At 35.0% G+C, this 24,356-nt stretch carries 23 protein-coding genes and 1 tRNA gene; 9 read left to right on the forward strand and 15 right to left on the reverse strand.

Features of this window, described 5'->3' with window-relative positions:
- Both HPY60_01500 and HPY60_01505 read right to left on the reverse strand, forming a co-directional pair.
- Positions 1–1,073 (reverse strand): hypothetical protein (locus HPY60_01500; protein ID NPV49859.1); only part of this gene is annotated, 1,073 nt, incomplete at its 3' end.
- 403 nt (positions 1,074–1,476) lie between these two features.
- Positions 1,477–1,806 (reverse strand): tRNA-binding protein, encoded by a 330-nt coding sequence (locus HPY60_01505; GenBank protein NPV49860.1) that lies wholly within the window; start codon positions 1,804–1,806, stop codon positions 1,477–1,479.
- A gap of 227 nt (positions 1,807–2,033) precedes the next feature.
- On the opposite strand from HPY60_01505, the gene HPY60_01510 reads away from it, so the two are divergent.
- From HPY60_01510 to polX, 4 genes are all read left to right on the forward strand, one after another.
- The gene (locus HPY60_01510) at positions 2,034–2,204 is read left to right on the forward strand and encodes a hypothetical protein (GenBank protein ID NPV49861.1); all 171 of its coding nucleotides are present in this window, start codon (positions 2,034–2,036) and stop codon (positions 2,202–2,204) included.
- Between the two features lie 189 nt (positions 2,205–2,393).
- A complete protein-coding gene (locus HPY60_01515) occupies positions 2,394–3,842 on the forward strand; it encodes a radical SAM protein (protein ID NPV49862.1) in 1,449 nt (482 codons plus the stop codon).
- 72 nt (positions 3,843–3,914) lie between these two features.
- On the forward strand, positions 3,915–4,082 hold the full coding sequence (locus HPY60_01520) for a hypothetical protein (GenBank protein ID NPV49863.1): 168 nt from the start codon (positions 3,915–3,917) through the stop codon (positions 4,080–4,082).
- Between the two features lie 320 nt (positions 4,083–4,402).
- Complete coding sequence (gene polX / locus HPY60_01525) at positions 4,403–6,103, forward strand: DNA polymerase/3'-5' exonuclease PolX (protein NPV49864.1); 1,701 nt, start codon at positions 4,403–4,405, stop codon at positions 6,101–6,103.
- A gap of 2 nt (positions 6,104–6,105) precedes the next feature.
- Here the strand turns inward: polX and HPY60_01530 are convergent, their stop codons facing one another.
- Positions 6,106–7,830 carry an ATP-dependent DNA ligase gene (locus HPY60_01530; GenBank protein ID NPV49865.1) on the reverse strand — a complete coding sequence of 575 codons (1,725 nt, stop codon included), beginning with the start codon at positions 7,828–7,830 and terminating at the stop codon, positions 6,106–6,108.
- A 112-nt stretch (positions 7,831–7,942) separates the two neighbouring features.
- Positions 7,943–8,019: transfer RNA gene (locus HPY60_01535), tRNA-Lys, on the reverse strand.
- Positions 8,020–8,146: 127 nt separating this feature from the next.
- Here HPY60_01535 and HPY60_01540 point away from each other — a divergent pair.
- Complete coding sequence (locus tag HPY60_01540; protein ID NPV49866.1) at positions 8,147–10,489, forward strand: DUF3160 domain-containing protein; 2,343 nt, start codon at positions 8,147–8,149, stop codon at positions 10,487–10,489.
- 45 nt (positions 10,490–10,534) lie between these two features.
- Here HPY60_01540 and pheA read toward each other — a convergent pair whose 3' ends face one another.
- From pheA to HPY60_01590, 10 genes are read right to left on the reverse strand one after another with little or no spacing between them, the layout of a single operon-like run.
- On the reverse strand, positions 10,535–11,341 hold the full coding sequence (gene pheA, locus HPY60_01545) for a prephenate dehydratase (protein ID NPV49867.1): 807 nt from the start codon (positions 11,339–11,341) through the stop codon (positions 10,535–10,537).
- The gene (locus HPY60_01550; protein NPV49868.1) at positions 11,338–12,168 is read right to left on the reverse strand and encodes a prephenate dehydrogenase/arogenate dehydrogenase family protein; all 831 of its coding nucleotides are present in this window, start codon (positions 12,166–12,168) and stop codon (positions 11,338–11,340) included. The genes pheA and HPY60_01550 overlap by 4 nt, the downstream gene beginning before the upstream one ends.
- The gene (gene aroC, locus HPY60_01555; GenBank protein NPV49869.1) at positions 12,165–13,247 is read right to left on the reverse strand and encodes a chorismate synthase; all 1,083 of its coding nucleotides are present in this window, start codon (positions 13,245–13,247) and stop codon (positions 12,165–12,167) included. The genes HPY60_01550 and aroC overlap by 4 nt, the downstream gene beginning before the upstream one ends.
- Positions 13,247–13,759 (reverse strand): shikimate kinase, encoded by a 513-nt coding sequence (locus HPY60_01560; GenBank protein NPV49870.1) that lies wholly within the window; start codon positions 13,757–13,759, stop codon positions 13,247–13,249. The genes aroC and HPY60_01560 overlap by 1 nt, the downstream gene beginning before the upstream one ends.
- Entirely contained in the window at positions 13,756–15,036 is a 1,281-nt protein-coding gene (aroA, locus tag HPY60_01565; GenBank protein NPV49871.1) for a 3-phosphoshikimate 1-carboxyvinyltransferase, read from the reverse strand. The genes HPY60_01560 and aroA overlap by 4 nt, the downstream gene beginning before the upstream one ends.
- Positions 15,026–16,531 carry a shikimate dehydrogenase gene (gene aroE / locus HPY60_01570; GenBank protein NPV49872.1) on the reverse strand — a complete coding sequence of 502 codons (1,506 nt, stop codon included), beginning with the start codon at positions 16,529–16,531 and terminating at the stop codon, positions 15,026–15,028. The genes aroA and aroE overlap by 11 nt, the downstream gene beginning before the upstream one ends.
- The gene (aroB, locus tag HPY60_01575) at positions 16,528–17,622 is read right to left on the reverse strand and encodes a 3-dehydroquinate synthase (protein NPV49873.1); all 1,095 of its coding nucleotides are present in this window, start codon (positions 17,620–17,622) and stop codon (positions 16,528–16,530) included. The genes aroE and aroB overlap by 4 nt, the downstream gene beginning before the upstream one ends.
- A gap of 1 nt (position 17,623) precedes the next feature.
- Positions 17,624–18,646: a 3-deoxy-7-phosphoheptulonate synthase gene (gene aroF, locus HPY60_01580; protein NPV49874.1), complete on the reverse strand. Its 1,023-nt coding sequence runs from the start codon at positions 18,644–18,646 to the stop codon at positions 17,624–17,626.
- Entirely contained in the window at positions 18,647–19,669 is a 1,023-nt protein-coding gene (gene aroF, locus HPY60_01585) for a 3-deoxy-7-phosphoheptulonate synthase (GenBank protein ID NPV49875.1), read from the reverse strand. It abuts the gene before it with no gap.
- Positions 19,666–19,950, reverse strand: a complete 285-nt coding sequence (locus tag HPY60_01590; GenBank protein ID NPV49876.1) for a chorismate mutase — start codon at positions 19,948–19,950, stop codon at positions 19,666–19,668. Before HPY60_01590 ends, aroF (HPY60_01585) begins: the two co-directional genes overlap by 4 nt.
- A 252-nt stretch (positions 19,951–20,202) precedes the next feature.
- Here HPY60_01590 and HPY60_01595 point away from each other — a divergent pair, with 252 nt between their 5' ends.
- Positions 20,203–21,069 (forward strand): PHP domain-containing protein, encoded by an 867-nt coding sequence (locus HPY60_01595; protein NPV49877.1) that lies wholly within the window; start codon positions 20,203–20,205, stop codon positions 21,067–21,069.
- Here the strand turns inward: HPY60_01595 and HPY60_01600 are convergent.
- A complete protein-coding gene (locus HPY60_01600; GenBank protein NPV49878.1) occupies positions 21,064–22,743 on the reverse strand; it encodes a methylmalonyl-CoA mutase family protein in 1,680 nt (559 codons plus the stop codon). The two genes, HPY60_01595 and HPY60_01600, sit on opposite strands and share 6 nt — an antisense overlap.
- A gap of 96 nt (positions 22,744–22,839) precedes the next feature.
- On the opposite strand from HPY60_01600, the gene HPY60_01605 reads away from it, so the two are divergent.
- From HPY60_01605 to HPY60_01615, 3 genes are read left to right on the forward strand one after another with little or no spacing between them, the layout of a single operon-like run.
- Entirely contained in the window at positions 22,840–23,202 is a 363-nt protein-coding gene (locus tag HPY60_01605; GenBank protein NPV49879.1) for a hypothetical protein, read from the forward strand.
- A gap of 35 nt (positions 23,203–23,237) precedes the next feature.
- The gene (locus HPY60_01610) at positions 23,238–23,819 is read left to right on the forward strand and encodes a DUF99 family protein (GenBank protein ID NPV49880.1); all 582 of its coding nucleotides are present in this window, start codon (positions 23,238–23,240) and stop codon (positions 23,817–23,819) included.
- Positions 23,797–24,330, forward strand: coding sequence for a DUF531 family protein (locus HPY60_01615; protein ID NPV49881.1), 534 nt, complete (start codon positions 23,797–23,799; stop codon positions 24,328–24,330). Before HPY60_01610 ends, HPY60_01615 begins: the two co-directional genes overlap by 23 nt.
- The last annotated feature ends 26 nt before the right edge of the window (positions 24,331–24,356 follow it).

A 24,356-nucleotide genomic window follows, 5' to 3' on the forward strand; every position in this document is an offset into this window, starting at 1 on the left:
TATCTCTGTACTACCAACGCCTGACCACCGGTCCACTGTGGACCTAGTAATGGCAAGTATGGTAAGAAGAGACCCTGGAATAAGTTCCTCCATCCTGTAATGATGTGGTTTCTTCCGATGTGGACAAGTAGTTTCTCATCTGGTCTTGCTTCGTCGGCCTGTTTGATTAAGGCCTTTAGAACGATGATATCTCCGAATGCAATGATGTATGCGACTATAGCGACAGCGACACCGGCACCTATAAGGGTAGCTGATGGCCATCCGACACCAAAGACAGACACTTCATCTATCATTCTTCCCCATGGCATTTCAATCAATGCTCTTGAGGTAATCTTTGCCATATCGACCTTGATTTCACCGGTGATAACTCCGAGGATGTAACCTATAACGAATCCAGGCACTATACCGAAACCTGCGAGCCAAGCAAATATCTTGTTACTCTTCCTCCATTGTACTGCCCTCTTAGAGAACAATAGGAATAGGGACAAGAACGCAGATACTAGGAATGATACTGGTAAGTCCTTTACGAATGGCTGTGCTGGGTTAAAGATCCTCTCTAGAGATGCTAGACCAGAACCTAAAAGAATACCTGCAGTGATTGATTTTGGAATGTGATCTACAAAGCTTCTACCTGCACCAGAGACTCCTAGTACTAAGAAGATTATAGCTAGCACAAGCTGAACTGCAATCAATGCTTGCATCCTCTCTATATAAACCCCGCTGGGGCCAACGATATCCTTTGAGAAAGTCTCAAAGTAAGCGACATAAATTGGTATACCAGGTGTAATCCAACCGGCTACTGATGGGTCACCAAAAGAAGTGTGCCATAGATAGAAAAAGTTGTTTATCATTACCATTAAAACTGCTATTTCAATTGGTATTCCTAGTGTAGGCACCATAGTTGCCGTGATACCCAAAGGTACACATGCCAAAATCATTCCTTGGATAAAGTCCTGATACTCGATTGGGTAGTGGTAGAATGGTAGTCTTAGTTTTAAGAACTGTGGGTTGATTGAAGGCTGCTCTTCGTATCCGGGCTTTCTCTTTGGACCAAAATATCCAATTCCAGACATTGTTTTTTCCTCCATTTTATATTTGAAAAAGTCAATCGACTTAATCAACTCGTTTGAATATATGCTTTTTAGTGATATTACTAAAAAATAATATACTCAAACAAACATATTTTAAGGCAATCATATATAAACTTTTCGGTATTAACCGATAATATCGCCGTGTAGGTAATCCTAATTTATCGACATTTAACTTAAAAAATAATAGAAGATAAATATACTCAGGGGGATTTCTCCCCCATCATCGTAATTGGAGTTTTATATGCAGGAATCTGCTCCAAGATCCCTACTAACGGATAGGTTTTTGTCAATGTTGATTGACAATAATAACTATATTGACATCTATATATAAAGTTATTGGTTAGCAATAAATAATACAATATTGATAATCAATAGTAGTAAAGCCCTAAAGAATCCTATACCCTTCCTTGACTTCTCGATCAGGTTGCAATAAGACAACTTCCTTCGCATTCAATACAACACCCAAGACCAAGCATTCAGAAATAAAGTTTGCAATCTGTTTAGGGGGAAAGTTAGTAACAGCTACGACCTGCCTATTCAATAAATCCTCTTTTTCATAAAGTTTTGTAATTTGTGCACTAGATTTTTTTATGCCGTATTCTCCAAAGTCTATGATTAATTTATAAGAAGGATTATTTGCTTCAGGAAAATCATTAACTTCTAATACTCTACCGACCCTCATCTCTACTTTTTCAAAATCTTTCCAAGTTATCATAAAAGAAAGAAAATATAAGCATATTTAAGTCATACTATAAAATTAAGTAATAAAAAATCAATTAATATTAAAATAGTAAACAAAAATATAGTTAAGGGATAGTAATTTAATAAAATCTTAAGTATAAATGAAGATGTTGGACATTTTAGAAATCATAAATACTATCTTCCGCTTTATCAAAGGATATAGACTTTTTATTCAGATTAAATCCTGTTAAGGCGGGTAATATGGATACTAAAGTTATTGAATTGATGAACAGACATCAAGGATTTTTGGATGCCAATGAGATTTCAGTTTTAACAAAAATAAACTACAGAAAAGTGAAGAAAGATATTGAAATTCTAAAAGAATTAAAAAACTCTACGATACTGTTATTAATTATTTTATTTTATATTTAAAAACACTGTAGATTTTAAATATTTACTTATTTACTATTGACGATAATTAATTTATGGATTGTCTATAAAAAATATACTTAAAATATAATTTATAGGAATTTTTTTTAATTATTTAATAACTTTTAGTTATAATTAGGAATAAACTTAAATATTTACTTAACTAATAGTAAGTAGTAAGAAGGTGTAAGAATGAAGTTATTTGATACAGCTACCCTTCTTGGATCAATAGCTAACAATCCTATTTCAAAAGAAATTGTTGGTAAACTGGCCAGTAAATGCCCAGTTGATCGAAAATCATATTTAGAAGTTGGTTTAGATATCTATTTGGGTAAGCGACAAGACGCATGTTTGAAGTGTAAGGCTTCGGCGAAAAGTTTAGGATTAATTCTCGACGAAACTATAAAAGCTCTCGGCATATCTAAAGATGCCTTAATCGATACTTTTCAATTAGATCTTTTTGAAAGGGGGCTTTTAAGTGTGTTAAAAGGCATATCCAAATTTGGAGTAAGAAAATCTTTTGTTTCTGGAGCCCCATTTTTAGTCGTTTGGGATATTACAAATAAGTGCAACTTGAATTGCAAACACTGCTATTCTGGATCTGGAATGGGTATGCGAAAGGAACTTAGTTTTTCAGAGGTAAAAATCGGAATTGACAAACTTTTTGACTCTGGAATATCACTTATAGCTTTTTCAGGCGGAGAGCCTCTGATGAGAAAAGATTTTTTTGAAATATTGCAATATTGCACGGACATCGGAATGGCGGTTTCTGTTGCATCAAATGGAACTTTGATAACAAAAGAGGTTGCTAGTAAACTAAAAGATTTTGGAGTATGGAATGTGCAGATTAGCCTTGATGGAAAGGATGCGTATACTCACGATATGTTCAGAGGTGTAAACGGAGCTTTTGATAGAACTGTTGAGGGTATAAAAAATGTTGTAGAAGCTGGGATATATACAAGCGTGGCTACAACAATTACCAAAGACAATCTTGAAGATGTACCCGAACTGATAGAATTTGTTCAAGGTCTTGGGGCTCAGTCCATAATAAGCTATAATTTTATTCCAACTGGCAGAGGCAAATTTATTGCAAAAAACGATATAGCTCCAGAAGATAGGGAAAATCTTCTAAGGTACTTGTACAAAGAAAACAAATGCATAAATCTTGAGATTGTTTCTACTGCGCCCCAATTTGGCAGAGTCGCCTTGCAAGAAGAAACGGGTAGCGAAAAAGAGTTTATTCCAACTCACTTTTTTAACACACCTAAGGTGGGCCCATTAGAAAAGATATCTGAATTCATAGGTGGTTGTGGTGCAGGAAGACTATACTGCGCCATAAGGGCTAACGGAGATATCGACCCATGCGTATTTATGCCTATAACTATAGGCAATATCTTAACAGATGATTTCGAGAAGATTTGGGATGAGAATGAAGTACTTAACAATTTAAGGAATAAAGAAGCTGTTAAGGGAAACTGTGGAAAATGTGATTACAGACACTACTGCGGAGGATGTAGGGCAAGAGCATATGCTTACTATGGAGATTATATGGCTCCAGATCCAGGTTGCAAATGGAATAGTTCCCTATTTGAAGAAATCCTAAATGAAAGTGAAATAGAAATTGGTGTTATTTCAAAATAAAAGACGTATAGCTAGCAGGATTTATTCGTTAAAAATTTAAATGGGCTTATTCAAAGGTATTCTGGGTATATTATGAACAAAATGGAAATGGGTGTTGCTATCGGTTTTGTCTTAGGGGCAGTTATTGGGATTATTATTGGGATTATTGTAAGGGATATTGCTATGGGTTTATCAATTGGTATTGGAGGAGGAATTGCTTTAGGGATTGTTATAGGCTGGGCACTACAAAAAAATAATTAATAATCATGTTTTTGACCCTAAAATATCGATTTCTAATTTGGTCTTGTAATTGGGCAACATTTTGGTGCTTAGTTAATACAAAATATTCTCGCAAGAAGAATTGGTATGCTATAAGACATTGAATCTCTGGCCACTAGATTAAAGACGGGGCCATTTAAATTTTAATTTATATGATGACTTTATTTAAATAATCAGTTTAAATTAAGATTTTCAAATATTCTCTCTTTTATATCTGCCTGTCTTCCAAAAACTTTGTTATTAACTGGCCCATAGGTTTATGTAATTAAATATATAAACTTTGTTTTAATATAGATATTTTGATGAAAAATTCTGAAATTGCAGACATTCTGGATGAAATTGCAGATTTATTAGAGATGGATGATGTGCAGTTTAAACCCCGTGCGTATAGAAAGGCTGCACGAAATATAAGGGATCTTGGGGAAGATATAGAAGATATATACAAAGGAGATAACTTAAAAGATATCCCCGGTATCGGAGAAAGTATTAAAAAAAAAATAATTGAATTTATAGAAACTGGTAAAGTAAAAAAATTGGAAGAGCTAAAGAAAAAAACTCCTGTGGATATAGAGTCTCTTTCTGGAGTTGAGGGCTTAGGGCCTAAAAGAATAAATTTACTTCATAAGAAACTTGGGATTGAAAATTTAGATGATCTTGAAAAAGCGGCTGAAAAAGGAGAAATAAGTAAGATTGAAAATTTTGGTAAAACTATTGAAAAGAAGATTTTAGAAAATATAGATTTTGCAAGAAAAACAGGGGATAGACATCTACTAGGATATATACTTCCAATTGCTAACGAGATAGTTGAAGATATTAAAAGCGATGCTATAAGAATAGAGCTTGCTGGCTCAATCCGAAGAAAGGTAGAAACCGTAGGAGACATAGATATATTAGCAACGACAAAAAATAATGCTAAACTAATTAAAACATTTATCGATATTAAAGATGTTACAAAGATTTTACTTAAAGGTGAGAAAAAGGTATCTGTTCTAATAAGTGGTGGCATACAGGTTGATTTGAGGATTATTGAGGAGGATAGTTTTGGTGCAGCACTTCAATACTTTACGGGTAGCAAAGATCACAATGTAGCTTTGAGAAAAATTGCTATAAAAAAAGGTTACAAGTTGAATGAATATGGAATTTTTGAAGGAAAAAAGAAAATAGAATCAAAAAATGAAAAAAATATCTATAAAACTTTGTCACTTGATTGGATTCCTCCAGAACTAAGGGAAAACAGAGGCGAGATAAAGGCTTCCATTGAAAAAAAATTACCCTCGCTTATAGATTACAAAGATCTTAAAGGGGATCTTCATGTTCATAGTAATTGGAGTGATGGAAAGGATTCAATTGAAGATATGGTAACAGGAGCTAAAAAACTTGGGCACAAGTTTATAGCAATTACTGACCATATTGGAAATTTAAAAATAGCTAAAAGTATGAAAATAAAAAATCTTAGAAAACAGATGGCAGAGATTGAAAAAATTCAAGAAAAAAACAAAGATATCCATGTATTTCGGGGTGTAGAAGCAAATATAGAAAAAGACGGCTCTATAGACATCAGCAACGAGATTATTGATGAGATTGATCTAGTAATTGGAAGCATACACTCATCATTAAGAATGAATAAAAAAGAAATGACTGAGAGATTAGTCAATTCAATTAAAGGCGGAAAGGTGGACATAATTGGGCATCCTACTTGTCGGCTTATTAACAAGAGAAAAGAAATATCTATAGATATGGAAAAAGTCTTGAAAGCTGCATCGGACAATAATGTAATTATGGAAATAAATGCATACCCCGAGCGTTTGGATTTAAATGATTATAATGTTAAACTTGCAATAGAAAAAGATGTTAAACTTTCTATCGGAACCGATGCCCATAATCAAGATCAGTTAAAATATTTCACTCTTGGTGTTGCTGTTGCAAGAAGAGGATGGGCCAAAAAGAGAGATATTATAAATACCCAAGAAATAAAAGAATTAAAGAGAACATTTAAAAAATAAAACTAACTAGAGTATATCTCAGTTACTTCCTTTGTGGTTGTCGCTTGTTCTGGTTTCTTATCATCTCTATATTTTTTAAACCTTGGAAATCTTAAAGCTAAACCCCCTCCAGTAGTATGGCTAGGACTTTCAGTAATTTGTGCTCCTAATACTTCTATGACAATTTCAGGATTGAAATAAACATCCGGTTCAATATTGTCTTTAATAGAAAGCCTGGCAGGTTTATGGTCAATTTTATATTTTTTAAATTTTTCATTAAAATTATCTAGAATATCATCGGTGAATCCGCTACCAAGCTTACAGAATGTTTCAAATATATCCTCTCCACTATTATAAACACAACACAATAGAGAGCCATAGCTTCCTTTTCTTTTACCTTTGCCGTAGTATGCCCCAACTACAACAAGATCAAAAGTATCTACCATCTCCTGATATTCCTGTTTCCATTTTATCCAGTTGTACCCTCGTGCTCCTGCTGTATAAATTGAATCTTCTTTACAGCTTTTGGCGATTATCCCTTCTGAACCATTCTCTATGCACCAATTGAAAAAATCCTCAATGCAATCAGTATCCCTGCATTTTTTTCCATTTGCAAGTTTTACTATTTCAGACTTCTTTAGTATTCCCCTCAAAGATTTACGCCTTTTTGGATAAGAAGTTTTTAAAAGAGATTTACCATCTAAGTAGAGTAAATCAAATAAATAAATTCTAACAGGTACTTTTTTGACATACTCTTTTACATTTTCCTTTCTTTTTCTTTGCATTAATTTTTGGAAGGGTAATAGTGTTTCGTCTTCAGAAATAGGGACTATCTCCCCTTCTACAATAAATTTATCTGATTCAATTACATCCTTCAAGGCCGATGAAACATCTGGGAATTGATTGGATATATCACTCAATCTCCTGCTAAATAGAGTTATTTTTTTACCATCATAATGTACCTGTACCCTTTCGCCATCATATTTCTCCTCGCAAATTATAGGAAAAGACATTTTATCTTCGATCAAAGTTATTTTTTTTACTCTCTGGGCAAGCATCATCTGGATTGGTTTACCAATAACAATATTTATTTTTTCTATTGATTCTAGTCCTTTTTTTGAGATCTCCTTCGATATCAAACCAATATCCGGACAAATGTTATATGCATGTTCAATCTTTTTCCTATCTTTTTTTCCGTGGGCATACAAATCCGCTAAAACATGCAAAAGAGTTTTATCACTTGCGCCAGTTCTTAAATTTCCCATAATTATCCTTGGTATATACTTACTTTCAATTTTAGAAGAGTTTTTCAATAAAGAAGAGAGTATCCCCTTCTTTTTTTCTTTACTTCCAGCCCCCTCTTCAGATGCGATTTTATATAGGGTATCAAAAACTTGTTTTATTGTTAAATCAGATTTCTTATTTTTGTTTAATTGCTCCGCCACCAAACCCAAATCGCCCAGTTTACTAAACAGTTTTTTTACCTTTTCCTCGTTATTACCAGTTGCGGCTGATATACTTTTCAATATCATTTTTTCGGCCATTCCGATTTTAATACTTTTGTAAATAGGGGAAATTCTTCCAATTAACATATAAGAAACATATTCAATATCATCGGGAGAGAGTTCTCTGATAAAATCGGCCATTATTTTTTCCATTTTCTGATTTGAGGAAGTACTTTCTAATTCATTTAAGATATATGCAAGTTTTTCAAATTTCAAAGGCATGCTCTTTATTTTATATTTCATACTATTTGTTTTTTATGGTCTGTAAAAAATCGAATACTCTGAAGAAGAATAGGGATAATTTAAATAGCCCCAAACAACACCCTAATTCAAAATTAACCGCCAGAAAAGTTATTGGCGGGCAGTAAGGGATTCGAACCCCTGACCCGTAGATTAAGAGTCTACTGCTCTACCAGACTGAGCTAACTGCCCTTAACCCACAAAAACAATGTCAATATTTAAGTTTTTTGGGTTAGTTTCAATAAATTTACAAAAAAGAGTTCAAAATAAATTGAATCTTATCAAAACTTATTTATAACATAAAAACAAAAAGTAGACGATGAAAACAAAAATAATTAGCGTTTGTTTAATAATCTCATTTCTACTAATTGGATGCACAGATAACTCAAATGATGTAAAAGATCAAGCGACAGATATTAAAACTTTAGACCCAACAAACATAAAGATGGAGAATAGAGATTTTTATCAATACTACAAATTGGACGATATACCCATCGTTCCAGATGCTCCTCAATATAACTTACCTCTAAACGAAAAAGATATTTACAATTACGAAGATGTAAAATCTAAACTAAATTTAGATGAAAAGGACCTATTCCTAATAAAAAAGAACGGTTTTATAGTAATTAAAAATCCATTTAATTCAAAAGAAGAGTATATAACTGCGCCTTATGAAACTCTAAAAAATTATGAAGTTCCAATATTTATAACTTCAGATTCACTCCTCCATGTTTACCATATACAATTTGATGAAACTCTTAGACAGATAGAAGAAAAAGAGTTCTATGATGACATTTGGAACATATCAAATGAACTATTGGAGAAATCAATTAACGACTATAATTCTTTTGATGGAGAATTAAAGGAAGCTTCAAGAAGAAATATAGTATATCTATCGGTTGCCTTAAGTCTTCTTTCCCCTAAAGAAGATCAAATCTGTCCTTACAAAGAGGAGTGGAAATGTGGAGATTCGTATTTCAAAGAAGAAGAATTGACAAAATACTCTTTTTCTGTTCCATTTTTTGTTAAATCAGATGTTGAAAAGGAACTAAAGCTTATAGAAGCGCATGAAGGGTTTTCTAAATCGCCTCTTTTCATATATAATGAAGACTATTCTCAGTATCTGCCCAGAGGCCATTATACTAGGTCTGAAAAACTAAAGAACTATTTCAAAGCAATGATGTGGTATGGAAGGATTTCAATGATTCTTAAGGGAACAGATCAAGTTGAACCTGGAAAGGATTGTCCCGAAATCCCACCTTGTAAAGCTCTTCTCTCAACATATGATGCAAGAATACAGACTATTCAGGCATCACTAATTTCTTACAATCTTGCCTTGGAAAATGATCTCTTGACTAAATGGAATAGAATATATGGGGTGACCTCGTTCTATGTTGGATTCTCAGATGATTTAGGCCCCTATGAGTACCTTGAAGCAATTGGGTTTGTATTTGGCAATGAATTTAATCCAAAGTCATTAAACTCTGAAACTACAGATAAAATCAAAATTAAACTTGCAGAATACTCTTCGCCAAAAATATATGGCGGAACAGGTAACTGTATTATCAATCCACCTTTTTCATCAGAGCAAGCAGATGAATGTCTAGAAAATACAAAAGGATTTAGATTAATGGGGCAGCGATTCGTACCAGATTCATATATTTTCTCTAATCTCGTTGGTACCTATACACAAGAATATCTCGAGGATAAAACTCCTAAACCATTCACGTTTGTTATATCTGGTGCTGGAAGACCTATAAGAGGCTTCCCTAGAGGCCTTGACGTTATGTATATAATGGGGTCAGATAGGGCAGGCTATTTACTCGAATCTTTAGACGATTCAAACTACAAAGACTACGACAAACAGATTACTGAATTAAAAAAAGAGTTTGATTCCTTCTCCATTCAAGATTGGAATAGAAATCTTTACTGGTCTTGGTTGTATTCCCTAAAATCACTGAATAGAGATTACAATGAAGGATATCCAACATTTATGCAGACAGATGCATGGCAAGACAAAGAGTTGACCACATCACTTGCTTCGTGGACTGAACTAAGACATGATACAATTTTGTATGCAAAGCAAAGTTACACAATGTTAGAAAGAACTGCTCTGCCCCCAGAAGAAGAAAAAGTCACAGGATATGTTGAACCAGTTCCAGAATTTTATAATAGGCTTCTTGCCTTAACTAGAATGACAAATAGAGGTCTTGAAGATATGGGAGTTCTAGACGACAATTCAAGATCTAGGCTGCAAAACCTTGAAAAATTATTGGAAAGATTAGTTAAAATATCTGAAAAAGAACTAAAGGCAGAAGAGTTAACCCAAGACGACTATGATTTCATAAAGAACTTTGGAGACCTATTAAACAGTTCTATCTACAGTGTGGAAGAGAATGCAAGAAAGACAACAATAGTTGCAGATGTCCATACAGATGGAAATACCCAAATGGTTCTTGAAGAGGGGGTTGGATACGTCGACATAATTCTAGTTGCATACAAGACCCCGCAAGGTAGGACCTTTTTAGGTGCTGGCCCAGTGATGAGCTATTATGAATTTAAGCATCCGATGAGTGACAGATTGACCGATGAAAAATGGAGAGAGTTACTAAGTTCAAATCCTCCAAAATCTCCGGAATGGACATTAAATTATTCTAATTAATTTTTATTTTTAAAATAATTATATTAAATAATAAAAAGGAAATCTCTAATATGCCCTAGGATAAGACCCCAAAACTTTAACAGAAAAAATCGAAGATAGTTCTTTTAGAGTCTGACTAATTTTCTTATCTTTGGTGTGGCCTTTAAAATCAATGAAAAAAATGTATTCTCCCATTTTCTTCTTTGAAGGTCTTGACTCGATTTTAGTCATGTCAATGCCAGCGTCATAAAAAGGTTTTATAACAGAGTATAAAACTCCCGGCCTATTAACACTTGGAGATACTACAATGCTAGTTCTATCCTTTCCAGTTGGCAGTGTGCTTTGATTGCCAACAACAAAAAATCTTGTGAAGTTGAGTTTTTCATCTTGTACATCTTTTTTCAATAGCCTTAAATTGTAGATTTCAGCGGCAAATTCAGATATAAGTGCTGCGTATCGATTATCTTTTCTATTTGAAAGTTCAATTGCCGAAATTGCATTTGAAGAAGTTTCATGTATTTCGACGTTTGGCATATAGTTTCTGACAAATTTTTCACATTGTGAAAGAGTGAGACTATGAGAATACAACACTTCGATATCTTCCAATTCCCCCCAACATGCAAGATTATGGTGAATAGGTAAAAGATACTCTTTGTTAATCTTTAGATTGAATTCAATAAGGCTATCAAGTGTCTGGGATACTCCTCCAACAAGAGAATTCTCTACGGGAACAACGCCCCCCTCACATTCACTGTTCTCAACTGCATTGAATACTTCCCATATGCTTCTTTTGAATAAAACCTCATCTGCGCCTAAGAGTAAAGAAGTTTCATGAGAAAAAGTACCTTTTGGCCCTAAAGTTGAAACCTTCATTCGCTCACCATCCTTTTGATCAATATATTGCTCTCTTTTTCAGCTTTTTCAGTGAACTCGCCCAAATACTCAGAGGCTTCTTCAAAGAATTTTATGAATCCTTCTCTATCTCTATCTTCAATTTTCTTGAATAACGCCTCGGCTGTTTGGAGATACTGTGATACTATTTCATGTGTTTTTGGATTTAAAAGGGAGATGTCTGCATAAAGTTCAGGCTCTTGATTTAGGATTCTGCCAGCCATGTCCAATGTAAGCCTATATACTGGGCTAGTACAGTCAAAACTTTTTTTTATATCAAAATCCAAATCTTTTAAGGAATGACAAAGAACTATCGCAGAAAAATGAGTAAGACCTTGAATTACTCCCATCATTTTATCGTGAGTTTCTGGAGTCATTTCAACTATTTTTGCTCCCCTTTTGGTAAGCATCGAGTAAATCATTTGGTACAAATCTCCATTTGTTATTCTTTCAGGACATAGTATTATCGTCTGACCTTTGATATCTCCAATTGAAGGTGCAAATAGAGGATGGGTTCCCAAAACATCTGCTTTTGATTTTAGCATTTCATCTATTGGGCCTACTTTAAGAGAGGTTAGATCCATGAAAAGTTTTCCTTCGCCCATGAAAGGGACTATTTCTCTTATGACCCCTATTGTAGATTTAATTGGAACAGATACAATTACAATATCACTTTTTCTGATAAGCTCTTCTTTAGAAAGAGATGTAGATCTTGATGAAACGATTACTTGAAATCCTTCCTCTTCAAATATTTTTTTAAATAGGCCACCAAGTTTTCCAGTACCACCAATAATACCGACTACAGTCACAAGAACCCTCCTATCGATTTCTGCAAGAGCAAATGATCTAGAAGTGTAACTGCTACCATTGCTTCACACACGGGATTAATTCTAGGAATTGCACAAGGATCATGCCTTCCCCCAATTTCAATTGATTTTTCATTTCCTTCAACATCAACTGTTTTTTGTTTTTTAGAAATGGAAGGTATTGGTTTTACTGCAACTCTTACAACAATATCTTCACCATTAGAGATGCCCCCTAGGATTCCCCCCGCTCTGTTTGTCATAAATCCTTTTGAATCCATCTGATCATTGCTTTCTGACCCCAATAAGCTTGAAAGACCGAATCCCTGGCCAAATTCAACCCCTTTGACTGCACCTATGGACAAGAGACCTTTTCCAATGCCAGCTTCAAGCTTGTCAAAAACTGGTTCACCCAATCCAGCAGGGATGTTTTTGGCAACTATCTCAACAATTCCTCCGACAGATTCTCCGCGGGATTTTGCATCTAGAATCTCTTGAGCCATTTGTTCAGATATTTTTTTATCGGGGCACCATAGCCTATCATTTATTATCTCTTCTCTTTTCAATGAGCTAGCATCAATTCGGGGTATTTTTATTTTTCCAATTGCTTTTGTATAAGAAAATAGTTCAAAATTATCAATCTCAGATTCCAATACTTTTCTTGCAACTGCACCTGCTGCAACCCTAGCAACTGTCTCTCTCCCAGAAGATCTTCCCCCGCCCCTATAATCATAGAGCCCATATTTCTTAAAGTAAGTGTAATCTGCATGACCAGGCCTAAATACTCCTTTTAAATTTTCATAAGAGGAAGAGTCAACATCTTTATTTTTTATTATAATAGAAATAGGAGTCCCAAGGGTCTTCCCTTGAAAAACACCCGACACTATCTCACAATTGTCCCCTTCTTTTCGTGATGTTGAAAGTCCATCACTTTTAGGTTTTCTAAGAGATAATTCCTTATTTATTTCTTCTTCAGTAATACTAATCCCGGGTGGGCATCCGTCAATAACTACGCCTAATGCTTTACCGTGTGACTCCCCCCAAGTGGTTATTCTAAATAATTTACCATAAGTATTTCCGCCCATTAGACCACGCCCCTTTTTTCAATCTCAAATAAGATTTTATCGCAGACCTCGTAGACACTTATGTCGTCTGTATCTATAATTATATCTGCTATTTTTTTATAAACTGGCATTCTTTCAGCCATGATTAATTCAATTTCAGATTTTGAATCATGATTAGTAAGGGAAGGCCTAGGCGCGTCTTTTTCCATTCTATCTTTCATTGTAGATATATCTGCTTTTAGCAAAATAAAGATAGAGCCTTTCAATGATTCAACATTTTCTCTATTCATCAACGCACCGCCGCCTAAAGAAATAACGGCATTGCCCTCTTTTGAAACGTCTATAATGACTTCCTTCTCTTTTAATCTAAAATATTCCCAGCCATTTTCATTTATTATTTCTGGAATAGTTTTTGATTCTCTTTTTTCTATTAATCGGTCAGTGTCAAAAAAAATCCTATCAGTTATCTCTGACAAATGAAGGCCAACTATAGTTTTCCCAACACACCTTAACCCAAAGAGAACTATATTCAATTGATTCCCTCACATATTTTTGAAAAATCTTCCCAAAATTTAGGGTATGATTTTGAAACACAATCCGGATCACGAATCTTTATCCCCTCGATAAAAAGCCCAGCTACAGCAAAAGACATTGCCATACGGTGGTCTTTATAAGTTTCAATTTCGGCACCAGATAGTTTTCCTGGAATTATAATTATGTAGCCATCTCCTTCGTCTACCTTACATCCAATCTTTGTGAGCTCATTTGCAACTGCACTTAGCCTATCAGTTTCTTTATATCTTAGTGTTTCAATGTTTTTTATTTTAGTTGGGCCTTTTGCAAAGGCTGAAACAACTGCCAAAGTTGGAACTATATCGGGAGACTTTTTCATGTCAATTTCAATACCTTTAAGTTCTCCGCCCCTTACTATTAATGAGTTATCGTTCCACTCTATCTTGCACCCCATATTTTCTAAAATATTTACAAATGCCTTATCGGCCTGTTTGGAATCTTTATTAAGATTCTCTATAATTAGTCTCCCCCTACTTATGGCCGCAATCGCCATAAAATATGAGCAATTTGAGAAATCCCCTTCAACTATATATTTTTGGCCCACATACCTTGAAGGATTAATTAAAAATTCAGAGTAATCTTTTCTTTGAACTGGGACTCCAAATTTATTCATAACGTCTATTGTCATCTCCACATAGGGGCTTGATGGTATTTGCCCAGTAATCTTAATTTTCATATAGGGTTTTGAATAAGGTGAAGCCAAAAGTAAAGCACTAAGATACTGACTGCTTTGGCTTGGCTCAAGTAATGTCTCCCCACCTATAATCCCATTTGACGATATTCTAACTGGGGGACATCCTTTGTTTGAGTCAATTGTCACCCCTAGTCTTTTTAGAGAATCTTCAAGACCTTTGACGGGCCGTTTTCTTACTTCTTCGTCACCATCAATGGTAACAGTTCCATTTACAAGAGAAGCTACGGCCATGAGGAATCTAAGTGTTGTCCCAGAATTACCAATGTAAAGTGGAGATGCTGGTTCTTTCATTGCCCCACCACGTCCCTCTACATTTAAAATAATTCCATCTTTATTCGACTCTTCACTTATTATTATTCCGAGTTTTTTTAGTGCATCAATCGTATAATTAATATCGTCTGAAAATAGAGGATCTACAATCTTTGATTCTCCCTCTGAAAGAGCGGCAATGAAAAGAGATCTATGGGTATAACTTTTAGAAGGCGGTGCTTTTAATCTACCATCGACTTCAAAATTTAATTTTTTTATCTCTTTAATTTCCATTTTGTTCGCCCCTCAACTTTAAAGCCTCTCTCGATAATTTTTCCATTTCTTCATAAGAAGGTTTTATTCCAGTCCATAGCTCAAATTGGGCCATTGCCTGTCCAATGTACATATCCAATCCATTTGCAATTTTTGCCCCTTGTTTATTGGACATTTTTAATAACTTTGTATTTATGGGACTATAAACTGCATCAAAAACTGTTACACCAGAGAGGTCTTTATCAAAAAATGAATCTCCCATTGGGCAGTTGTTCTCTTCTGGAAACATTCCAATTTTTGTGGCATTAATTAGGATATCAAAATCAACTTTGGTTCTATCTTCCCACAAAACTGTTTCCGCCCCAACTTTTTCTGAAAGTTCTAGCGCCTTTTTATTATCCCTATTTGAAATAATTATTAGGCCTTTTCTATCTGCTATTCCAAAAGCTATGGCTTTTCCAGCACCTCCTGCTCCAAGGATTAATACCCTTTTATTCTTTATTTGATCCAATTTTTCGATAGAGTATACCGCCCCTATCCAATCGGTGTTTGTGCCAAAAACCCCCCCTCTAGTTTTCTTTATTGTATTTATTGCACCAATTTTTAGGGCCATTTCGTCTATATTGTCCAAGTAGGGGATAATTTTTTCCTTGAAAGGCATTGTGACGCATAGACCAGTAAACATATCTTTATAATTATCCATGAACTTCTTTATGTCATCGACTAAAAAGTTCAGGTAAACTGCTTGTATATTGTAATGAGAAAATAATTTATTGTGAACATAGTATCCTATACTTTCCTTAACGGGATTTCCAATAAGTCCATAAATATCAAAATTTTCATTAATGGCATCAACTCTGTATACCTCTTTTAGTATCTCTATTGGTATCTGCCCAGGAGCGGTATGGCCAACTCCTTTTAGTGGCGCATAAGAAGTGAAGCTCCCCCACGATCTGCAAAGGATTCTGCTTATCTCTCCTCGCTCGCCCATTAAAAAAGAAATGATTTTTTTGTCAGTATTTATTTTAGAAGATAAAAGATCTTTAATTATCAAATTGTCAGAAATATCTTTGGCATAAGTTACTACCTTAACTATGCCAGGAAAGTTATCCTTTATTTCTGACAATATTTCATTAATATTTGGAGGAGTATTCCCAAAATTATGATAAGACACAATTATTTTTGTTTCTGAATTTAACTCTCTTTTTTTTCTAAGGAGTAGGTTTAAGGGATCTATAGAAGAATATTCTATATCTATAAATCCAAACTCATTTTTTATTGCTTCAATCAATGGAATAATTCTCTCAGACTCGCTTCCTTCAAATAATCCTCCTTCATCTTTTTTTCTATTGGTTACTATTATCCTTTTCTTGTCGAATTTATTGCCAATTTCTGGAATATTCAAATCAGGTACCAAATCTACCCTTAGTTCTGCTAATTCCCCCTTGGATAGTGCTTTTTCTAAAAGATTTATTGCCTCTTTTTGGGATGAAGGAATTATAGAAGCAGTAATCACAGGAATCCATTCTCCACTAATGAGTTTTTTACTATCTTATCTTCAACTTTTATCTCGTATACAGCTTCTCCTATACCTTTTACCAAGGAATATTCGGCTACTCCTTTCCTAGATTTTTTATCCGAAGTAGTTTTTCTTATTATTTCGTCTGCAGATAATTTGAAAGATTTATCAAGTAATTTTGATTTTTTTAGAAGTGCTAAAATTCTATCTTTTTCATCGAATTTTAAAATGCCAATTTTTTCTGAGATTAACGTTTCTACTGCCATCCCTAAGCCAACTGCTCTTCCGTGGGGAATCTCAAAATTTGAAAGGATTTCTATTGCATGTCCAATTGTGTGGCCAAAATTTAATATCTTTCTGAGGCCAGCTTCTCTCTCATCTATTTCTACGACTCGGGCCTTAACTTTAAGTGATGAAACAATTGCCTTTTCTATATATCCTTTTTCTAGATTGAGCACTCTTTCAATATTAGATTCTAAATAGTTGAAAAGTTGGAGGTCTTGTATTATTGCAGCCTTTATTATTTCAGCAAATCCATTGATTATTTCTTCATTTGGTAGTGTCTTCAAAAAATCTGTATCTATGTAAACTTTACTTGGAGGGTAAAATGCTCCCAAGAGATTCTTACCTGTAGGGTGATCTATACCAACTTTGCCACCTATACTGCTGTCAACTTGGGAAAGAAGTGTTGTGGGAATCTGTATGAAGGGTACGCCCCTCATATAAGTTGCAGCTATAAAACCTGCAAGATCACCAGTTACCCCACCGCCTAAAGCAATAATCAAGGTATCCCTTCCAAATCCACGTTCGAAAAGTTTGTCTTCTAATATTTCTTTTGTTTTTCTATTTTTTGATTCTTCGCCTGCTTTGAAACTCAATGCAAAAACTCTATCAATTTTTCCAAGTTTTTGAAGAAAATCGCCATAAATACTTTCTACATTTGAGTCAGTTATTATGGCAATTTTTGAATCCTTATAGTCATCCAATATTTCTTCGAATGCCTTTTGAACTATATTACTACCAATAGATATATCGTATTGACTTTTTCCAGTTGCTACCTTGATTATTTCTGTTTCAGGAATAGTCATTCTATATTTCCCGTCCAAACATTCTACATATATATTTTATTTCTCCCATCAATCCATGAAGGTCTGCAGTGCTTATTGTCTGGTCAGCATCACTTATTGCTTTCTGAGGGTCGGTGTGCGCTTCAATAGTTACCCCATCAGCACCACAAGCAATGGCTGCAAGTGCCATTGGCTTTACAATATCTCTTCTTCCTGTACCGTGACTTGGATCTACAATTACAGGCAGGTGACTTTCACTTTTTAATACCGGCACAATGCTTAAGTCCAAGGTATTTCTAGTGAAATCTGAAAATGTTCTTATTCCTCTTTCACAAAGCATGACGTTATTGTTTCCTCCAGCAAGTATATACTCTGCAGCCGATAAGAATTCCTTCAATGTTGCCCACATTCCTCTCTTAAGGAGAACTGGTTTATCACATTTTCCTAGCTCTTTTAATAATGCGTAGTTCTGCATATTTCTAGTTCCAACTTGTAGTATGTCAGCGTATTCAGACACTAGAGTTACATCTCTTGTGTCCATAACTTCGGTGCATATAGGTAGTCCAGTTTCCTCTTTTGCAGCTAATAAAAATTTAAGACCTTCTTCCCCAAGGCCTTGGAAATCTTTAGGCGCTGTACGAGGCTTGAATGCGCCTCCTCTTAAAATTGTGGCACCCGAACTTTTTACCTCTTTTGCAATGTTAACAATCTGCTCTTTACTTTCAACTGTGCATGGACCTGCCATTACAATAATCTTTTTACCGCCTATTTCAATTCCATCTACATCTATAACTGTATTTTCCTGATTAAAGTCCCTTGAAACTAGTTTGTAAGGTTTTGTTACACGTACTACTTGCTCTATGTAAGGTGTTGCCCTTAATCTTTCAACATCACTTTCATCTATCGAAGAAACATCTCCGATTACTCCTATTATGGTCCTATTTTCTCCTTTAGACAGGTGAGTATTAAAGCCAAGGTCTTTAACCTTCTTGATTGTTTCTTGTACTTGGCTTTCATCTGCTCCCATCTTCATTATTATTATCATTTATAATTCCCTCCCAACTACTTTTGCTATCTGTCTTACATCTTCCATAAGTTTGGAAAATGCACTTAAAGAAATAGTTTGATCTGCATCGCTTATCGCCCTATCAGGATCCGGATGTGTTTCAATTAATAATCCGTCTGCTCCACAGGCTATTGACGCTTTACTCATAGGTAGAACTAAACTCCTCCTGCCAGTACCATGACTTGGGTCTGATACAATGGGTAAGTGGCTCTCATCCTTTATTGCAGGGATAATACTAAGATCTAGCGTATTCCTTGAGTAATCTGAGAAAGTCCTGATTCCTCTTTCGCATAATATGACGTTTTCATTGCCTCCGTTCATTATATATTCTGCAGCCCCAAGAAATTCTGCCATTGTGGCCCACATTCCCCTCTTAAGAAGTACGGGCTTGTCGCATTTTCCTAGCTCTTTTAGTAAAGTGTAATTTTGCATGTTTCTAGTTCCAACTTGAAGCACGTCTGCATATTCAGATAAAAGTCCTACATCTCTTGCATCCATAATTTCTGTTACGATTGGTAATCCTGTTTCTTCCTTTGCCTCGTAAAGTAACTTTAGGCCTTCTTCCCCAAGCCCTTGGAAATCTTTAGGCGAGGTACGGGGTTTGAATGCGCCTCCTCTTATCATGCTTGCTCCAGCTTTCTTTATCTTCTCTGCAACTTCCATGATTTGTTCTCTGTTTTCAACTGAACAAGGGCCTGCAAAAACAACAACTTTCTTTCCGCCTATTTTTACTCCATCTACGTCAATTATAGTTTGTTCATTTTTGAAGTCTTTAGAAACTAGTTTGTAAGGCTTTGAAACAAATACTGTGTTTTCTACACCTTTCATTGCCCTAATTCTGAAGAAATTATCTTCTCCAATTTTACTAATGTCGCCTATTACAGCAACTACTACCCTTTCGGCACCCAGATTCAATTGGGTTCTAAGGCCAAGAGATTCTATTGTATCTATAACTCTATTAATATCCTCCTCCTCGGCCTTTGCTTTCATTATCACAATCATTTATGTTCCTCCAAAATATTATTCTGTATATTTTTTGAGTGGGAAATGATGGCTCCGAAAATATCTGAAACAAACTTTTCATCAAGATTATTTCTTCTAGCCTCATTTTCAAGTTTCAAGAAAAGCGTTCTCTCTCTATTTCTATCCTCTACAGGAATGCCCTTTTCTTTTTTTAGGGCCGCTATCTTCTTTGCTACTTCCATTCTTTTGGAAAGCAGACCTATAATATTCTCATCGATTCCATTAATTTCTTCTCTAAGAGTCTCTAAAGAACTCTCCATAAAAATAACCTCCTTAAAAGGCGATTGGAAAGAGAAACTAAGGATTCGGCCAGTGAAAGGTATCAATACCTAAAGCTAAAATAATAATATAATTTTCTTGATACCGATTCGGAAGACCTAATCTTTCCCATCATAAAAATTTAACTAAAATCAGTATTTAAAACTTTCGGGAATCTTTTTATTATAGGCATTAGATTTATAAGTAATTTTTTTACCTTTTCACTAATGAATTATTCTGATTCCTTATCGGATATGCGTAAAGTTGATACACATATCCATACAAAATATTCTGGAAATTCTAAAAAAATACCGGTCATCCCTGACTGTATCTCTAGGCCAGAAAAGATACTAAAATATGCAGATAAAAGAGGCATAGACTTTCTAGCTATTACTGACCATGACACAATAAGGGGAGGTATTGAAACAGAAAAACTTGCGCCTTCTAGAATAATCGTAGGAGAAGAGATATCAACATCCGATGGCGAACTTCTTGGACTTTTTTTAAATGAAACTATTCCGCCTGGTTTGTCTGGAGAAGAATCAATAGAGTTGATAAAAGATCAAGGAGGCCTTGCTATTGCGCCTCACCCATACAGTGTCATATGCCCCTGTTTTAAGGACTTGATACACAAATTAAATATTGACGGTATTGAAGTCTTCAATGCTTTTCATAGAGATGGCATTCTTAATAGAAAAGCTTCAGAAGAGAATAAGAAGATAAAAAATGCGCCAATTGCAGGAAGCGATGCACATACAGAAAGGATGGTTGGTAATGCCTACACGCTCTTTGAAGGCAACACTATTGAAGATTTCTATAAAGCTGTAAAAAAGAAAAAGACAATCCCTCAAGGGCATGTTGCTTCAATGAAACAAACTATGTTATGGAGCTGGAGCACGGGATACTATATAATGAAAAGGTCTATGAGGAACGTACTTCAAGGAAATCAGATAAAAAAGAATACTGGACTCTTTATAGGATCTGGAGTATCTGTAATTCCAGTAGTTCCTATATTAATGGCTTTTGTCTTAAATCGCTATCATGATAAAAAAGTAAAAAAGAGTTATCCTTGGGAATCTTTTATGTTTTCATATATGGGGTATAAAAAAAAGATATTATAATATTACAGAAGATTTGTATTCACCAAAGACTTTTCTCAAACTGTCGCTGATTTCACCAAGTGTCGCATAAGACTTTACAGCCTCTAATATTGGTGGCATGACATTCTTGTCAGTTCTTGCAGCGTCCTCAATTTTTTCCAGCAGATCTTTTACTTTGGCATTATCTCTCTTGGACTTTAATTTCTTCAGCTTTTCAATTTGAAGTCTCTCTACTTCTGGGTTAACTTTTAGAAGCTCTTCTGGGAGTTTTTCTTCCATTGTGAATTTATTAAGACCTACTACTATTGAATCTCTTTTTTCAATTGCTTTCTGGTATTTGTAGGCGCTGTCTTGGATTTCCTTTTGGATATATCCTCCTTCAATTGACTTTACCATGCCACCTAGAGAGTCGATCTTATCAAAGTACTTGATTACTTCTTCTTCAATCTTATTTGTTAGGTATTCGACATAGTATGAACCTGCAAATGGATCGACTGTATCAGCGACACCACTTTCATATGCAATAACCTGTTGAGTCCTAAGGGCTACTGTGACTGCTTTTTCTGAAGGGAGTGCGAGGGCTTCGTCCATTGAATTTGTGTGAAGTGACTGAGTTCCACCAAGGACGGCGGCTAATGCTTGCATAGTTACCCTAATAATATTATTTTCAGGTTGTTGTGCTGTAAGTGTACTGCCGCCTGTCTGGGTATGGAATCTCAACATCAAGGCTTTCGGATCTTTGGAGCCAAATCTCTCTTTCATTAATCTTGCCCATATTCTTCTTGCGGCCCTAAATTTTGCAATCTCTTCAATAAAATTATTGTGTGAATTAAAAAAGAAAGATAGTCTTTTCCCAAATTCATCTACCTGCAATCCTGCCTTAATAGCAGCCTCGACATAGGCTATCCCATCTGCTAGTGTAAAGGCAACTTCTTGTACTGCTGTTGCACCCGCCTCTCTAATATGGTATCCACTGATACTAATTGTATTCCATTCCGGGAGATTTTTTGTGCAGAATTCAAAGATGTCAGTTATTATTCTCATTGATTCCATTGGTGGGAAGATGTACGTTCCTCTTGCCACATATTCTTTTAGGATATCATTTTGGATAGTTCCTCTTAATTTTTCCGGTGCAACTCCTTGTTTTTCACCTACAGCAATATACATTGCAAGTAAGATGGCTGCTGTTGAGTTAATAGTCATTGAAGTAGAAACTTTATCAAGTGGGATCCCATCAAAAAGCGTTTCCATGTCTTCTAGTGAATCAATGGCAACGCCGACCTTTCCAACTTCGCCAAAGCTCATTTGGCTATCTGAATCATATCCAATCTGAGTAGGTAAATCAAAGGCTACTGATAGGCCAGTCTGGCCTTCCGATAAAAGAAATTTATATCTCTTGTTTGTTTCTTCTGCAGAGCCAAAGCCTGCGTATTGTCTCATTGTCCAGAGTTTTCCTCTAAACATGTTTGGCTGTACACCTCTCGTAAATGGGTATTCACCAGCATTTCCAATGTCATTACAGTAATCTATACCTTCAATATCAATAGGGGAGTATTGTACGCCCACGGGTATGTTGGATGAAGTGTAAAATTCCTTTTTTCTCTCCGGGAACTTTGATATCGTTTTATTATATTTCTCATTTTTCCAGCAATCGATCTTTTCCTTCAAATTACTCATTGTAGAATCATCAAACATGAAAAATCACTTTCCTATTATATTTTAGAATTCACTTATTATAAGTTTTATTATTCTCCTGTGAAGATTTATAAACGAGATAAATGAACTTTTTCCATGGAAGAGATCTCTGAAGATTCAAATCTATCGGCCTTTGGTGATGCTGTTGTGAACTTTCTGTACTCTGTTGCCAAATCAAAGGTTCAGGGAAGATATACTGGAAAAAAAGTTTCTAACATTGCGCTTTCAGATGCTTTGGCAAAATCAAAGATAAAATCGCCAAGAAGAAGTGATAAGAAAATGAGGGGCGATTTCGTTGAGGCAATGATTGGAAAAGGCTACATTGAAAATATATTCAATATTGATGATGCTGTAGAGGTTCTTTCTGAGAAGCTTAGTGGGAAAAATCTAAATGATCCAGAAGAGGAAAGAAAAGCGATTGCAGAGGCTTTTTCCTATTTTATTGATCACTATTTCTAAGGCTTAAACATATTAAGAGATATATCTATTCTAAAATGATGCGGATAAAGAAGGAGATAAGGATCCTTGGAATTGATGATTCAAATTTTACAAGAGAGGATCGAGACGTTCTTGTTGTTGGTGCTTTACTTAGGGGCGGATATTGGATAGACGGTGTTTTAAGCACTCATGTTCAAAGGGACGGACTTGATGCTACAGAAAAAATAATCAATATGATTCTAAAAACCCGTTATAAAGATTTAAGGGCAATTATGCTAAAAGGTGTTACAATAGCAGGCTTCAATCTAATAGATATAGAAAAACTAAATCAAGATACGGGATTGCCAGTTGTAGTTGTTATGAGAAAAATGCCCGATATTGATTCAATAGAAAAGGCACTTACAAATCTAGACTATCTAGAAAAAAGAGTTGAGATTATAAGAAAAGCGGGAGAAATATATAAAGGAACTGTGCAGGAAAAATCTGATATTTTTTTTCAATTTAAAGGAATTGAAGAAGAAGATGCTAGGGAGTTAATCAGGATCTCATCAATGCATTCCAATATCCCTGAACCATTAAGAGTTGCCCACATAATTGCAACAGGAGTTGTTAGAGGTGAATCAACAAAGAAACCATAAGGGCAAAGTCACAATCTGCCTTGTAAACACTTATGATAAACTGAAATGGCACGATATACACTCAAGGAATATTGCAAGGGCTGCACCCCTCTGCTACTATACGGGATTTGATCTTTGCCTTTTCGATTTTCCCTTCAAAGTGGATTACAAAGAATTTCTATTAAAAGAGGTAAAAGAAAACACTACAATAGGAGAAGGTGGAAGATACATCGAAGAACTTATCAAACATGGTAAACTCATAGCAGTTGATGACCCAAAAAAACTCAAAGGAATTTTTATCTCTACAACTTCAAAACCTGAAAAGCAATGTGACTTGAACACGATTACAGAAAATATTAAGAAAGGTGACGATTCTATATTCTTCATTGGGCTTGGTAGAAGGGGCCTGCCCATGGAAATAAGGAAAATGACAGCTTGCCATCTTGATATAACTGGAGAGGGTATTTCTCTTGAAACTTGTTCTGCTATTGGATTTATTATAGGAAGAATTTATGAAAAGATAAATTTATAAATTTGTAACTAGGCAGATTAATAATA

This window comes from Methanofastidiosum sp. (genome assembly GCA_013178285.1).
Classification (GTDB): Archaea; Methanobacteriota_B; Thermococci; order Methanofastidiosales; family Methanofastidiosaceae; genus Methanofastidiosum.

What these genes read in the sequence shown, in the direction of transcription:
- HPY60_01605 (NPV49879.1), top strand. Translation starts at nt 22,840, where the DNA reads ATGGAAGAGATCTCTGAAGATTCAAATCTATCGGCCTTTGGTGATGCT.
- HPY60_01530 (NPV49865.1), bottom strand. Translation starts at nt 7,830, where the DNA reads ATGAAATATAAAATAAAGAGCATGCCTTTGAAATTTGAAAAACTTGCA.
- HPY60_01600 (NPV49878.1), bottom strand. Translation starts at nt 22,743, where the DNA reads ATGTTTGATGATTCTACAATGAGTAATTTGAAGGAAAAGATCGATTGC.
- HPY60_01515 (NPV49862.1), top strand. Translation starts at nt 2,394, where the DNA reads ATGAAGTTATTTGATACAGCTACCCTTCTTGGATCAATAGCTAACAAT.
- HPY60_01505 (NPV49860.1), bottom strand. Translation starts at nt 1,806, where the DNA reads ATGATAACTTGGAAAGATTTTGAAAAAGTAGAGATGAGGGTCGGTAGA.
- aroF (NPV49875.1), bottom strand. Translation starts at nt 19,669, where the DNA reads ATGATTGTGATAATGAAAGCAAAGGCCGAGGAGGAGGATATTAATAGA.
- aroF (NPV49874.1), bottom strand. Translation starts at nt 18,646, where the DNA reads ATGATAATAATAATGAAGATGGGAGCAGATGAAAGCCAAGTACAAGAA.
- aroC (NPV49869.1), bottom strand. Translation starts at nt 13,247, where the DNA reads ATGGGCGGAAATACTTATGGTAAATTATTTAGAATAACCACTTGGGGG.
- polX (NPV49864.1), top strand. Translation starts at nt 4,403, where the DNA reads ATGAAAAATTCTGAAATTGCAGACATTCTGGATGAAATTGCAGATTTA.
- aroB (NPV49873.1), bottom strand. Translation starts at nt 17,622, where the DNA reads ATGACTATTCCTGAAACAGAAATAATCAAGGTAGCAACTGGAAAAAGT.
- HPY60_01540 (NPV49866.1), top strand. Translation starts at nt 8,147, where the DNA reads ATGAAAACAAAAATAATTAGCGTTTGTTTAATAATCTCATTTCTACTA.
- aroA (NPV49871.1), bottom strand. Translation starts at nt 15,036, where the DNA reads ATGGAAATTAAAGAGATAAAAAAATTAAATTTTGAAGTCGATGGTAGA.
- pheA (NPV49867.1), bottom strand. Translation starts at nt 11,341, where the DNA reads ATGAAGGTTTCAACTTTAGGGCCAAAAGGTACTTTTTCTCATGAAACT.
- HPY60_01520 (NPV49863.1), top strand. Translation starts at nt 3,915, where the DNA reads ATGAACAAAATGGAAATGGGTGTTGCTATCGGTTTTGTCTTAGGGGCA.
- HPY60_01510 (NPV49861.1), top strand. Translation starts at nt 2,034, where the DNA reads ATGGATACTAAAGTTATTGAATTGATGAACAGACATCAAGGATTTTTG.
- HPY60_01595 (NPV49877.1), top strand. Translation starts at nt 20,203, where the DNA reads ATGCGTAAAGTTGATACACATATCCATACAAAATATTCTGGAAATTCT.
- HPY60_01590 (NPV49876.1), bottom strand. Translation starts at nt 19,950, where the DNA reads ATGGAGAGTTCTTTAGAGACTCTTAGAGAAGAAATTAATGGAATCGAT.
- HPY60_01610 (NPV49880.1), top strand. Translation starts at nt 23,238, where the DNA reads ATGATGCGGATAAAGAAGGAGATAAGGATCCTTGGAATTGATGATTCA.